The organism is Pseudomonas sp. FG13, from assembly GCF_057809755.1.
Genome location: NZ_JBMDKO010000031.1, coordinates 58,858 through 71,261, shown reverse-complemented (window position 1 = coordinate 71,261; position 12,404 = coordinate 58,858). Strand labels below are relative to the sequence as shown.

General features: G+C 61.6%; 11 protein-coding genes. 4 read left to right on the top strand and 7 right to left on the bottom strand.

Annotated features, from left to right (window positions below):
• The first annotated feature begins 315 nt into the window (after nt 1–315).
• Nucleotides 316–1,377 (top strand): DNA polymerase IV, encoded by a 1,062-nt coding sequence (dinB, locus tag ACODTO_RS21445; protein ID WP_139647468.1) that lies wholly within the window; start codon nt 316–318, stop codon nt 1,375–1,377.
• 65 nt (nt 1,378–1,442) lie between these two features.
• Here dinB and ACODTO_RS21440 read toward each other — a convergent pair whose 3' ends face one another.
• The 4 genes from ACODTO_RS21440 to ACODTO_RS21425 all read right to left on the bottom strand — a co-directional run bounded on the left by ACODTO_RS21440 (nt 1,443) and on the right by ACODTO_RS21425 (nt 6,216).
• Nucleotides 1,443–2,396 carry a hypothetical protein gene (locus ACODTO_RS21440; RefSeq protein WP_139647470.1) on the bottom strand — a complete coding sequence of 318 codons (954 nt, stop codon included), beginning with the start codon at nt 2,394–2,396 and terminating at the stop codon, nt 1,443–1,445.
• Nucleotides 2,397–2,413: 17 nt separating this feature from the next.
• Nucleotides 2,414–4,129 carry a proline--tRNA ligase gene (locus tag ACODTO_RS21435; protein ID WP_139647472.1) on the bottom strand — a complete coding sequence of 572 codons (1,716 nt, stop codon included), beginning with the start codon at nt 4,127–4,129 and terminating at the stop codon, nt 2,414–2,416.
• 129 nt (nt 4,130–4,258) lie between these two features.
• A complete protein-coding gene (locus ACODTO_RS21430; protein WP_139647474.1) occupies nt 4,259–5,818 on the bottom strand; it encodes an AmpG family muropeptide MFS transporter in 1,560 nt (519 codons plus the stop codon).
• Between the two features lie 44 nt (nt 5,819–5,862).
• The gene (locus ACODTO_RS21425; RefSeq protein WP_139647475.1) at nt 5,863–6,216 is read right to left on the bottom strand and encodes an MGMT family protein; all 354 of its coding nucleotides are present in this window, start codon (nt 6,214–6,216) and stop codon (nt 5,863–5,865) included.
• Between the two features lie 163 nt (nt 6,217–6,379).
• Between ACODTO_RS21425 and ACODTO_RS21420 the strand changes: the two genes are divergently transcribed.
• On the top strand, nt 6,380–7,387 hold the full coding sequence (locus tag ACODTO_RS21420) for a DUF481 domain-containing protein (RefSeq protein ID WP_041022880.1): 1,008 nt from the start codon (nt 6,380–6,382) through the stop codon (nt 7,385–7,387).
• 217 nt (nt 7,388–7,604) lie between these two features.
• On the opposite strand, the gene ACODTO_RS21415 is transcribed toward ACODTO_RS21420, so the two are convergent.
• Complete coding sequence (locus ACODTO_RS21415) at nt 7,605–7,814, bottom strand: cold-shock protein (RefSeq protein WP_024780123.1); 210 nt, start codon at nt 7,812–7,814, stop codon at nt 7,605–7,607.
• Nucleotides 7,815–8,155: 341 nt separating this feature from the next.
• Between ACODTO_RS21415 and dcd the strand changes: the two genes are divergently transcribed.
• On the top strand, nt 8,156–8,722 hold the full coding sequence (dcd, locus tag ACODTO_RS21410) for a dCTP deaminase (protein ID WP_017126297.1): 567 nt from the start codon (nt 8,156–8,158) through the stop codon (nt 8,720–8,722).
• Between the two features lie 99 nt (nt 8,723–8,821).
• Nucleotides 8,822–9,028, top strand: a complete 207-nt coding sequence (locus ACODTO_RS21405) for a hypothetical protein (protein WP_041022879.1) — start codon at nt 8,822–8,824, stop codon at nt 9,026–9,028.
• Between the two features lie 26 nt (nt 9,029–9,054).
• Here the strand turns inward: ACODTO_RS21405 and pdeM are convergent, their stop codons facing one another.
• Nucleotides 9,055–9,711, bottom strand: coding sequence for a ligase-associated DNA damage response endonuclease PdeM (gene pdeM, locus ACODTO_RS21400; RefSeq protein ID WP_489107015.1), 657 nt, complete (start codon nt 9,709–9,711; stop codon nt 9,055–9,057).
• Nucleotides 9,711–12,197, bottom strand: a complete 2,487-nt coding sequence (locus tag ACODTO_RS21395) for a ligase-associated DNA damage response DEXH box helicase (protein WP_489107014.1) — start codon at nt 12,195–12,197, stop codon at nt 9,711–9,713. The genes pdeM and ACODTO_RS21395 overlap by 1 nt, the downstream gene beginning before the upstream one ends.
• Between the last annotated feature and the right edge of the window lie 207 nt (nt 12,198–12,404).

Sequence of the window (12,404 nt, the reverse complement as noted above, 5' to 3'; positions counted from 1 at the left end):
GCCCGACGAGCTACCAGGCTGCTCCATCCCGCGTCTGTGAGGCGGCATTCTACAGAGGATCGCCAGGCTGTCAACCCTTGTGTTAGAAAAAACTGTTCCGCTTCAAGTGCTTAGCCACTCAAAAAGCATTGTGACCGTGCTGTGACGCAGGCGGGGCAAGGGCTGCGGCTCTATTGGGCGGTTCGGTGCGATTGAAGAAATACATTTTACGTAGCCCTTTTCCAGGCTAAGCGTCGGATCTTTCAAACTACTGGTGCTATATACAGTTCCGGATGCGATACTGGCGGTCCGACTCGCCCCGTATCCTGCTTCTTTATGACGCAACGCAAAATCATCCACGTCGACTGCGATTGCTTCTATGCCGCCATCGAGATGCGTGATGATCCGCGGCTGGCCGGCAAACCCATGGCGGTCGGTGGTTCGGCGGATCGACGGGGCGTGATCGCGACCTGCAACTACGAGGCACGGGCCTACGGTGTACGCTCGGCCATGTCCTCCGGGCACGCCTTGAAACTCTGCCCGGACCTGATCATCGTCAAGCCCAGGATGGACGCCTATCGCGAGGCGTCGAAGGAAATTCAGGGCATCTTCCGTGATTACACGGACCTGATCGAGCCGCTGTCCCTGGATGAGGCCTACCTGGACGTTTCCGCCAGCGCCCATTTCGGCGGTAGCGCCACTCGCATCGCCCAGGACATTCGCCGGCGCGTATCCAATCAGTTGCACATCACAGTGTCCGCCGGTGTCGCCCCGAACAAATTCTTGGCCAAAATTGCCAGTGATTGGAAAAAACCCAACGGCCTATTCGTCATCACCCCGGACCAGGTCGAGGATTTCGTCTCGGCCCTGCCGGTCAGCAAGCTCCACGGTGTCGGCAAGGTGACGGCCGACAAGCTGAACAGGCTTGGAATTGCCGATTGCCTGCAATTGCGTCAGTGGGACAAGCTGGCGCTGGTACGCGAATTCGGCAGTTTCGGTGAGCGACTCTGGGGTCTGGCTCGTGGGATCGATGAGCGTCTGGTGCACAACGACAGTCGACGTCAGTCCATCAGTGTGGAAAACACCTACGATGTCGACCTGCCCGATCTGGCGAGCTGCCTCGATAAACTGCCGGAGCTGATGGAAACCCTCAGCGGGCGTATGGCGCGCATCGATAGTAGCTATCGGCCCGGCAAGCCATTCGTCAAAGTGAAATTCCACGACTTCACCCAGACCACCCTGGAACAGTCAGGGGCAGGGCGGGACCTGGGTAGTTACCAGTCGCTGTTGACCCAAGCATTCAATCGCGGCGCGAAGCCGGTGCGGTTGTTGGGGATCGGGGTTCGGCTGGAGGATTTGCGCGGAGGGTTCGAGCAGTTGGAGTTATTTGAGCGGTGATGCCTTGGCGGGCTGCTCAGAAGGCTTTTTGTGGGGAGGGGATAAATCCCCTCGCCACAGGAGTGTCAGTGAGCGCCCGGATCCGCCACCAACCGTCCGCCGCTCTTGGTCAGTGCCTTCATGAACTCGGCCTGCAATTCCGGATCGTTGCGGGTCAGTTCGATCAGGCTTTGTTCCAGTTCGCTGGCTTCTTCTTCCAGGCCCAGCTCCGAGAGGCGCTTGACCCGATGAACCCACTGGCTCACCTCGTCGTCTTCCAGATCGTCGTAGATCAAGGCGTGGGCTTCCACCAGCTTGCTGCGCAAGGTGCTACTGATGCTCAGGGATGAGTCGGTGTGCACCTCGTCCTGGGCGTCTGTCACGCTGATCTGCAACTTGCCGAATTGGCTCAGGTCCTGCTCGGCAAATGGGCTTTCCAGCAGATTGAGGCGCAGCACGCCATTGCGGTCGGTGCTCAGCTCGAACGTCTGCCGGCCGGCCTTGACCTCGACCGGGCGTTCGCTCCAGGGCAGGCTCGAGTGCTCCGTGCGTTTGTCTCGCTGGACTTCATCGATGCCCGCCAGGTTCTGTTGGGCGCGGCCATGGGAGGGGGCGTTCATGAACGGGTTCAGCCCGGCGACACCGTAGCTGAGCCAGTCATGGGTCACCGTCTCCGGCAGGTTGCCGAGGGCAAACACATTGACCACGTTCGCGCCGATGCCGGCTACCACCGCCACCGCGCCCAGCGGGATCTCGTAGATTTCCCGCCAGGGTTGGTACGGTGTATAGCGATCGTAGCGACGCGTGACTTCGAATTCGGTGACTTCGAAGGTCTTCTGCTCATGGATCCGTACCCGGCGCTGCGGCAGGTCGAGCACCTTGGGTTCGCCCACATCGATCTGCAGGCTATGGTCGAGCAACTTACGCTCGACCCGCTCTTCGTGCTCGCTGCGTTGCGACATTTGGTTGGCACAGCCGCTGACCAGCAGGGCGCCGCAGAGCGCGGCGCCACCGAGGCCTAAGGTGTTTCGCTTGAACATGACGTCTCTATCTGGTGTCAGCGGCGGATACGGGCCTGGAGGAAGGAGAGCACGTCGCCAACCGGCAGCGCTTGCGGCTCGGCCTCGGTGCGGCTCTTGTATTCCAGGTTGCCTTCGGCCAGGCCACGGTCACTGACGACGATCCGGTGCGGGATGCCGATCAGTTCCATGTCCGCGAACTTGATGCCGGGGCTGGTTTTCTTGTCGCGATCGTCCAGCAGCACTTCAAAGCCGGCGGCCGTCAATTCGGCGTAGAGCTTGTCGGTGGCTTCGCGAACCAGGTCGGTCTCGTAGCGCAACGGCACCAGGGCAATCTGGAACGGCGCCAGGGTGTCGCTCCAGATGATCCCTTTCTCGTCGTTGTTCTGTTCGATGGCTGCTGCCACCACACGGGACACGCCGATGCCATAGCAACCCATTTCCAGGGTGACCGGCTTGCCGTTCTCGCCCAGCACTTCGCACTTCATCGCCTTGCTGTACTTGTTGCCCAGCTGGAAGATGTGCCCGACTTCGATGCCGCGCTTGATTTCAAGCACGCCCTTGCCGTCAGGGCTCGGGTCGCCGGCCACGACGTTGCGCAGGTCGGCAATGGCCGGAACCGGCAGGTCGCGTTCCCAGTTCACGCCGAAATAGTGCTTGTCGTCGATGTTGGCGCCGATGGCGAAGTCGCTCATCAGGGCCACCGAACGGTCGATGATGATCGGCAGCGGCAGGTTCAGCGGGCCGAGGGAACCCGCACCTGCGCCGATGGCGTCGCGCAGTTCGGTGTCGGTGGCCATGACCAGCGGGCTGGCGACGCCTGGCTGGTTGGCGGCCTTGATTTCGTTCAGCTCATGATCGCCGCGGACGATCAGTGCAATCAGCTTGCCTTCCTCTTCGGCGTGGACGATCAGGGTCTTGATCGTGCGCTCGATCGGCAGGTTGTAGCCCTCCACGAGCTGGGCAATGGTCTTGGCGTTCGGGGTGTCCACCAGGCGCAGTTCTTCCGACGGCGCAGGACGGGAGGTTTCCCGTGGCACGGCTTCGGCTTTCTCGATATTGGCGGCATAGTCGGAGCCGCTGCTGAAGACGATGTCGTCTTCGCCGGACTCGGCCAGTACGTGGAACTCGTGGGAGCCGGCACCGCCGATGGAGCCGTTGTCGGCTTCGACCGGACGGAACTTCAGGCCCAGGCGGGTGAACACGTTGCAGTACGCCTGGTGCATGCGGTCGTAGGTGACTTGCAGCGAGGCCAGGTCGGCGTGGAAGGAGTAAGCGTCCTTCATGATGAACTCACGACCGCGCATCAGGCCGAAGCGTGGACGGATCTCGTCACGGAATTTGGTCTGGATCTGGTACAGGTTGATCGGCAACTGCTTGTAGCTGCTCAACTCGTTGCGCATCAGGTCGGTGATCACTTCCTCGTGGGTCGGGCCCGCGCAGAAGTCACGGCCGTGACGGTCCTTGAGGCGCAGCAGCTCAGGGCCATATTCTTCCCAGCGTCCCGATTCCTGCCACAGTTCGGCCGGTTGGGTGCCCGGCATCAGCACTTCCAGGGCGCCGGCGGCGTCCATCTCTTCACGCACGATGGCTTCCACCTTGCGCATCACCCGCAGGCCCATCGGCAGCCAGGTGTACAGGCCCGAGGCGAGCTTGCGGATCATGCCGGCACGCAGCATCAACTGATGGCTGATCACGACGGCGTCGGAAGGCGTTTCTTTCTGTGTGGCGAGCAAAAATTGACTGGTGCGCATGGTTGGCCGTTGTCGGTTGCTGATGACGAGAAGTGACGGAGCATTGTACGGGCGAGATGCCCTGGCGTACAGGCGCGTGGCCGGTCGCCAGGTGCGAATGCCGGTTTCGCCGGCGCTTGCTGAAGTTTCCTACGACTCTTCCGCCGGCCGGGTGGGGGTCGGTTCCGGGGCGGAGGGTGAGTCCTGGCGACGGTTCTCCTGGAACCAATGCAGGGCGATCAGCAGCAGGGTCGGGACGCCGAGCAGGGCGGTGATCAAGAAGAAATTGTGATAACCGAATTTCTCCACCATCACCCCGGAATAGCCACCGATCAAGCGTGGCAGCAGCAGCATGATCGAGCTGAGCAGGGCGTATTGGGTGGCGGAAAACTTCAAGTTGGTCAGGCTCGACAGGTACGCCACGAATGCCGAGGTGGCAAGGCCGGAGCTGAAGTTGTCCAGGGAGATGGTGAGCACCAGCATCTTCAGGTTGGGGCCCATGTCGGCGAGCATCAGGAACAGGATGTTGGTGGCGGCCGAGGCCACGCCGCCAATGAAGAGGATCGGCAGGATGCCGAAGCGTACGATCAACAGCCCGCCCATGCCGGCGCCGAGGAGCGTCATGATCAGCCCGAAAATCTTGCTGACACTGGCGATCTGGTCCTTGGTGAAGCCCTGGTCGATGTAGAACACGTTGGCCATGACGCCCATGACCGTGTCGGACATCCGGTACGTGGCGATCAGCCCCAGCAGCAGCAAGGCCTGCCAGCGGTAGCGCAGGATGAAGTCATTGACCGGCGTGAGCACCGGCGCCAGGCCGCGACGCCCCATGGTCGACAGGCACATGGCGGTGAGGATGATATAGAGAATGGCCCGCAGGAAGGCGCGGTCTTCGAGCAGCAGATCGAGCAGGCTGACGCCTTCGAACAGCACGCTGGCAAAGTCGGTGTTGTAGAGCTGGGTGCACATCGCCGGGACTGACACCAGCAGCACGATCAGCACGAACACCGAGGCCAGTTGGTGAACGAACGTGTAGCGCCCGGCCTGCAATTGCGTACGCAGCGGCACCGGTGGCTCGCGCATGAACAGCGAGGTGAGCAAGGCCGGAACCATCAATACGCCGAACAGCAGATACGTACCGGCCCAGGCCGAGTGCTTGTAGCTGAAGCCGGTGGAGCCGAAACCCTCGGCGAAGAACAATGCGCCGGCGGTCGCCAGCAGTGCGGCGACCCGGTAGCCGGACATGTAGCTGGCGGCGAGGGCGGCCTGGCGGGTGTCATCGACGATTTCCAGGCGATAGGCATCGACCGCGATGTCCTGGGTGGCCGAAGCGAACGCCACGAGCACGGCAATGGCTATCAACCATGAGAGATGTTTCTGCGGATCGCAGAAGCCCATGCCGATCAGGCCCAGGATCACCAGGCCTTGGGAAAGCACCAGCCATGAGCGGCGACGCCCGAGTTTGCCGAGCACCGGCAGGCGCCATTGGTCGAGCAACGGCGACCAGACCCATTTAAAGGCATAGGCCAGGCCGATCAGGCTCGCGTAGCCGATGGTTTCACGCGCCACGCCGGCCTCGCGCAACCAGACCGAAAGCGTGGAAAACACCAGCATGTAGGGCAAGCCGGCAGCGAAGCCAAGCAGCAACAGCACGAGCGTCGAAGGACTGGCATAGGCGGCGAGGGCGGCGCGCCAGGTTTTACGGGGCATGGGCTGGAGTCTGCCTCAAAAATTGCGAAAACAAAGCGCGCACTCTAACCGCTGTGCTCTACCGGGCGCCAGCCATGGCATCGAATATCAACACGATTATTCAGGATACTGACCCCTTCCATCCGCAGGCGTGCGCGCTGTTCGTCCCCTGAGGCGCTGCCTGCCGGCAGGCTGATCCGACCACCGGCACCCAATACCCGATGCCAGGGCAGGCTGGTGTCGTTGGGCAGTTGGCTGAGGGTGCGGCCCACCCAGCGTGCCGCCCGACCCAGGCCGGCCATCTCGGCGAGCTGGCCATAGGTGACGACTTTGCCGGGCGGCACTTGCGCAAGGGTCAGATAAAGCGTGGTGCGGCGTACCTGCGCGGCGTCTTCGGGGTCCACTGGGATATCGGTCACGGGGAGGGTTCCTAGGAAAAGTACATGTCCGTTCGTAGGTTTATTCTGGCAGAGCGGATTGAGAAATGAACTCATCCCCCATCCTTGGGTCAGTCCTTGCTGAGGTGTCGTCCTGGGGGATAATGCCGCCTTTTCACCGCAAACCTGAGCTCTTTATACGCTTATGTTGTCCAGAACCCTGCTATGCCTGGCTGTTGCCAGTGCCTCCACGCCCTTGCTTGCCGATACCGTCTGGTTGAAGAACGGTGACAAACTCAGCGGCAAGATCACCGTTTTCGATGGCGGCAAATTGCTGATCCAGACCGATTATGCCGGCGCCGTTCCCATTGACTGGAAACAGGTCAAGACCCTTGAAAGTGACCAGCAGTTACTGGTCAAGCAGGACGCCTACACCGGCGAGAAAGCCAAGGCCCTGCACGCCGCCGAGGACGGCAAGGTGACCCTGGCCAACGGTGACGCGCCCAAGACCGTCGAGTTGGCCAGTATCCAGCAGATCCTCAAGCCCAAGCCGGTGGTCGAGGATCTAGTGTGGAAAGGCAATGTCGATGCCGCAATGGATTACCAGCGGGCGGAAAAAGATGTCGACGACTACGACATCGATTTCAAGACGACAGCCCGCCACGGTCGCTGGCGGCACACCGCCGAGGGCGAATACAACCGCGAATTCCAGGACGACGTGGTCTCCACCGACAACTGGAAACTGGAATATTCCCTCGACCGCTTCCTGACGGACAAATGGTTCTGGCAGGGGCGCCTGAACTACAAGCGTGACAAGGTCGAAGACCTGGCCCGCCAGCGAGTGGTGGGTACCGGTCCGGGCTACCAGTTCTGGGATGACGAATTGGGCGCGTTCTCGCTGGGTTCGCTGTTGAACCGCACCGATTACGAGTACCAGGACGGGGGCAAGGACAACTTCTATTCCGTCGCCATGAAGTGGGACTACAACCGCTACCTCGTAGGCAAGCGTGTCGAGTTCTTCACCAACGGCGAAGTGGGCAAGCCGCTGTCCGGCGTTGCGGAGTACGCCTATGACGCGGAGATGGGCTTGCGCTACAAGGTCACCGACTGGGCCTCGCTCAACCTCAAGGCCGAGAAAGATGTGATCGAAGGGTCCGAGGACAGCGACTTGAGCAAAACGCGCTACACCGCCGGGTTTGGCGTGACCTGGTAAGCCCAGGCAGAAATAGCCCCTGTGGGAGCGAGCCTGCTCCGGGCGGCGATCCGACGATAACGGTGTATCAGTCAACAGTATTGTTGCTGGTCTACCGCTATCGTCGGATCGCCGCCCGGAGCAGGCTCGCTCCCACAGTTTTTTGTGCCGGCAAAAACTGGCAGGCACAAAAAAGCCCCGCTTTTGAGGGCGGGGCTCTTTACTAAAGCAGGAACAGTTAGATAACTGTTACTTCTTCAGCTTGCATGCCTTTCTGACCGCGGGTAGCGACGAAAGAAACCTGTTGGCCTTCTTTCAGGCTTTTGAAGCCGTCGGATTGGATAGCTTTGAAGTGTACGAACAGATCGTCACCGGATTGTGGGGTGATGAAGCCGAAGCCTTTTTCATCATTGAACCACTTAACGGTACCGGTTTGGCGATTAGACATGGTGTAACTCCTTGAACAAAGATAACTGCGACTCAGGAAGAACCCTGGCCAAGACTGAGTGCAAAGAGCAGGAAAAATTCTTGTAGATGGTTGGATCGAAATTCAACATATCGTGTAGAGATTCTCAGTGACACAAGCAGCACAGTGACGCCACCTTAACCCTTTTTCCGAAACGTGCCAATGGTCTTTGCGAAGGTTTCTCGATTTTGGTGACTGACGGCGTCCAGGCTCGGGAAAACACGACGGATCGGCGAGAATTGCTTCCCACGCTTTGAACCCTGCCCCTCGCCCCGGTAAGATGCCGGACAGTTTTCTCCACCCTCGCTATTCAGGACACCGCCATGAGCATCAAATCGGACAAGTGGATTCGCCGCATGGCGCAAGAGCACGGCATGATCGAGCCCTTCGTAGAGCGCCAGATGCGCGGTGAAGGCGCCGACCGACTGATTTCCTTCGGCGTCTCCAGCTACGGCTACGACGTGCGTTGCGCCGATGAATTCAAGGTGTTCACCAACATCAATTCGGCTACCGTCGACCCGAAGAACTTCGATGAGAAGAGCTTCGTCGACATCAAGAGCGACGTCTGCATCATTCCGCCGAACTCCTTCGCCCTGGCCCGCACCGTCGAGTATTTCCGCATCCCGCGCAATGTACTGACCATCTGCCTGGGCAAGAGCACTTATGCCCGTTGCGGCATCATCGTCAACGTCACGCCGCTGGAACCGGAGTGGGAAGGCCACGTGACCCTGGAGTTCTCGAACACCACGACCCTGCCGGCGAAAATCTACGCCAACGAAGGTGTGGCACAGATGCTGTTCCTCGAATCCGATGAAGAATGCGAAGTGTCCTACAAGGATCGGGGTGGCAAATACCAGGGCCAGCGTGGTGTGACACTCCCACGCACCTGATTCTGACGAACAGTGGGAATTCCTGAACGGGCAGACACTCTATTGCGTGTACTGCCCGTTTTTTCGTCAGCGCAGCGGGCTTCGCTCAGGAGTTGCTCTATGAAGATCGATCCGCGAATCAGTGCCGAACTGGCAAGGCTTGAGCCCAATCAGATCGGCGTCATGGCCTGGTCCCTGCTGGCCCACCCTGCCGAAGCGGCAGGTGGCATTCCTGGCCAGCCCGATCCCGACACCCCCAATGAACAACCTACCGAGCCGGGTGAGCCGACCCTGCCGGACGAGCCGCCTCCTGCGCCTGTCGCTTGATGACAGCATGGCCCGCCAGCGATCTTTCAGTTGACGGGCCATATTTCGTTATCGCCAATGACAAAAATCCTGCAGTCGTTGTCCTGCTCGACCCGATAACCGCCTGTGAAGGCGCCGAAGGCCGGCAGCAGACTGATGTCGCTGCCTAGCCGGAAGCACGCCAGGCGCAAGCGCTGCCGACCCTTGCCGCTCAGGTGATACACCGGGTGTACGTGACCGGCCAGCACGTGGCGGCTCGGGTGCGGGTCGGGTTCGTGTTGCACGGCGAAGGGGCCCAGCAACAGGGGGGCTGGTACGACGCGGATGTTCAGCGAGGGCGGCGGGTCGCCGGCGCGTTTGTCGTGGTTGCCGCGAATCAGCGTCATGGCCAGGTGCGGATGCCTGGCACGCCAATCGGAAAGGGCCTTCAAGGTGCCTGGCGCGTTGGAGCCGGGACCGTGGAGAAAGTCGCCGAGGAAAATCAGCTGTCGGCACGGCAGGTTCGCCAGTAATCCATCCAGGATCGCGATGTTGCTGGCGGTGGTGCCGTGGGGAACCGGTTGGCCGAGACTGCGATAGGCGGCGGCCTTGCCGAAATGCACATCTGCCACCATCAGGGTCTCCTGGGCGGGCCAGTAGAGGGCTTTTTCCGGCAGCAACCAGAGCTCTTCGCCGGCCAGATTGACAGGATAAGGCGCGGGCATCAGGCGTCACCCCGATCGGCGGTTTTTTCCAGTTCGCTGACCATTCGCCTGATGCGATCGGCAAGCTTCTCCGAACTCAGGCTTTCCCTGAACCGCTCCACCAGCAACGGGAAACCCAGTGGGGTGGGGCGCTTGATGATGTGCAGGTCCAACTGCAAGGTATTGAGGCGTTCCAAGGTCTGCTCCAGGCGACGTATATCCAGTTCTTCACGCAAGACTTCTTCCCCGGCCTGGGCCAGCAACAGGTTGTCGGCGTCGTATTGCTTGAACACTTGAAAGAACAACCCGCTGGAGGCCTGGACCTGTCGAGTGCTTTTCGGTGCGCCGGGGTAGCCGGCGAATACCAGGCCGGCGATCCGGGCGATTTCGCGAAAGCGTCGAAGGGCCAACTCGCCGGCGTTCAGGCTGGCGAGCACATCGGCCAGCAGGTTGTCGGTGCTCAAGAGCGTGGGATTCAGGTAGTGCGACCAATCCAGTGCCGTGGCACTGAGCAGTTCGAGGCCGTAGTCGTTGACCGCAATGGAAAAGGTCACCGGTTCCTGCTGGCTGACGCGCCAGGCCAGCAGGCTCGCCAGCCCCAGATGCACCTGGCGTCCGGCAAACGGGTACAGGAACAGGTGCCAGCCTTCCCGGGATTTCAGCGCTTCGGCCAGCAATGAAGTCTGCGTGGGCAGGCCGGACCAGCGCTGCTGGGTCAGCAACAAGGGCTGCACGGCTTGCATCTCCGGGCCCTCGAAGCGCCCCTTGGCGGCCTCGCTCAGGCGTGCCACGACGGCGGCGGCCAGTTCGTTGGAAAGCGGCATCCGCCCGCCGTTCCAGCGCGGCACGGCGGCTTTTTTCGCCTGGCTACGACGCACGTAGGCAGTCATTTCCTCAACCCGGACCAGTTCCAGCAATCGTCCGGCGAACAGGAAGCCGTCCCCCGGTCGCAGGCGGGCAATGAAGCCTTCCTCCACGCTGCCCAAGGTCTTGCCACCCCCACCCTTGCTCCAGAACTTCAACTGCAGGCTGGCATCGCTGACGATGGTGCCGATGCTCATGCGGTGACGCCGGGCCAGGCGCGCGTCAGGGACTCGCCAGATACCGTGCTCGTCCGGCTCGACCCGGCGGTAATCGGGGTAGGCGGTCAACGACAGGCCGCCGTGGCGCACGAAGGCCAGGGCCCAGGCCCATTGCGCTTCGTTCAGGTCGCGGTAGGCCCAGGCGCTGCGCACTTCCCGGTACAGCTCATCGGGTACGAAGCCGCCGCCCAGGGCCATGCTGACCAGATGTTGCACCAACACATCCAAAGGCCTGTGGGGCGATTCGCGAGGTTCGATGCGCCGCTGGGCCACGGCATCCTGAGCCGCGGCGGCTTCGATCAGTTCAAGGCTGTGGGTCGGCACCAGGGTGATCCGCGAGGTTCGCCCCGGCGCGTGACCGGAGCGCCCGGCACGTTGCATCAGTCGCGCCACGCCCTTGGCCGAGCCGATCTGCAACACCCGCTCGACGGGCAGGAAATCCACGCCCAGGTCCAGGCTGGAGGTGCACACCACCGCTTTGAGTTGACCGTCCTTGAGCGCACGTTCGACCCAGTCCCGGGTATCGCGGGACAGCGAGCTGTGGTGCAGCGCGATCAGCCCGGCCCAGTCCGGGCGTGCCTCAAGGAGTGCCTGATACCAGATTTCGGATTGCGCACGGGTGTTGGTAAAGACCAGGCAACTGCTGCTGGCGTCGATTTGTGCGATGACCTGGGGCAGCATTTTCAGGCCGATGTGCCCGGCCCACGGAAAACGTTCGAGGGCGGGAGGCAGCAGCGTATCGACCCGCAGCGTTTTGTCATTGGCCCCCTGAATGCTGATCCCGTTGCCCTGAGGGATCAGCACCTGCTCGGCGTGGGCCTGATTCCCCAAGGTGGCGGACACGCCCCAGACGATGAGCTCGGGATGCCAGTGCCGCAGCCGCGCCAGCGCCAGTTGCAATTGCACGCCTCGCTTGTTGCCCAACAGTTCATGCCATTCGTCCACCACGACCATGCGCAGCGTTGCCGCCGCCGTTTGCGCATCGGTCCGGGCGAGCATCAAGGTCAGGCTTTCGGGCGTGGTGATCAGTGCCGTGGGCAGGCGTCGCCCCTGGCGGGCCCGTTCGCTGGCGCTGGTATCGCCGGTGCGCAGGCCAACACTCCAGGGAATCAGCAGTTCCGCCAGCGGTGCTTCTAGGGCTTTGCCTGTGTCGGCGGCCAGTGCACGCATCGGCGTGATCCACAGGACGGTCAGCGGTTCGGCTACAGGTGTGCGTTTGCGCGGTTTATCCGAGGGCGGGGTGGTGCGGGCGAAACGGTTGAGGACAGCAAACCACACTGCGTAGGTCTTGCCGGCTCCGGTGTTGGCGTGCAGCAGCCCGGACTCCCCACGCTTGACCGCGGCCCACACCTGTTTCTGAAAGGCGAACGGCTTCCAGCCGCGGGCGCTGAACCATTGGTTTGCGAAGTTGTTGGATGTCGCCATGCCTGCCGCGTGCGCCCTGGAAGTCTTCTTTCAAGGACCACGGCGGCGGGGGAAAGGTTTAAATAGGCGGATGGAGTTACCGCAGATTGCCCTGCAAAACCCTGTGGCGAGGGGATTTATCCCCGCTGGGCCGCGAAGCGGCCCCTCAGCCTGGCACCTCGGTTTGTCAGGGAGATTGTCTTCAGGCTATCTGGGGCCGCTTTGCGG

What these genes read in the sequence shown, in the direction of transcription:
- dinB (WP_139647468.1), top strand. Translation starts at nt 316, where the DNA reads ATGACGCAACGCAAAATCATCCACGTCGACTGCGATTGCTTCTATGCC.
- ACODTO_RS21440 (WP_139647470.1), bottom strand. Translation starts at nt 2,396, where the DNA reads ATGTTCAAGCGAAACACCTTAGGCCTCGGTGGCGCCGCGCTCTGCGGC.
- ACODTO_RS21435 (WP_139647472.1), bottom strand. Translation starts at nt 4,129, where the DNA reads ATGCGCACCAGTCAATTTTTGCTCGCCACACAGAAAGAAACGCCTTCC.
- ACODTO_RS21430 (WP_139647474.1), bottom strand. Translation starts at nt 5,818, where the DNA reads ATGCCCCGTAAAACCTGGCGCGCCGCCCTCGCCGCCTATGCCAGTCCT.
- ACODTO_RS21420 (WP_041022880.1), top strand. Translation starts at nt 6,380, where the DNA reads ATGTTGTCCAGAACCCTGCTATGCCTGGCTGTTGCCAGTGCCTCCACG.
- ACODTO_RS21415 (WP_024780123.1), bottom strand. Translation starts at nt 7,814, where the DNA reads ATGTCTAATCGCCAAACCGGTACCGTTAAGTGGTTCAATGATGAAAAA.
- dcd (WP_017126297.1), top strand. Translation starts at nt 8,156, where the DNA reads ATGAGCATCAAATCGGACAAGTGGATTCGCCGCATGGCGCAAGAGCAC.
- ACODTO_RS21405 (WP_041022879.1), top strand. Translation starts at nt 8,822, where the DNA reads ATGAAGATCGATCCGCGAATCAGTGCCGAACTGGCAAGGCTTGAGCCC.
- pdeM (WP_489107015.1), bottom strand. Translation starts at nt 9,711, where the DNA reads ATGCCCGCGCCTTATCCTGTCAATCTGGCCGGCGAAGAGCTCTGGTTG.
- ACODTO_RS21395 (WP_489107014.1), bottom strand. Translation starts at nt 12,197, where the DNA reads ATGGCGACATCCAACAACTTCGCAAACCAATGGTTCAGCGCCCGCGGC.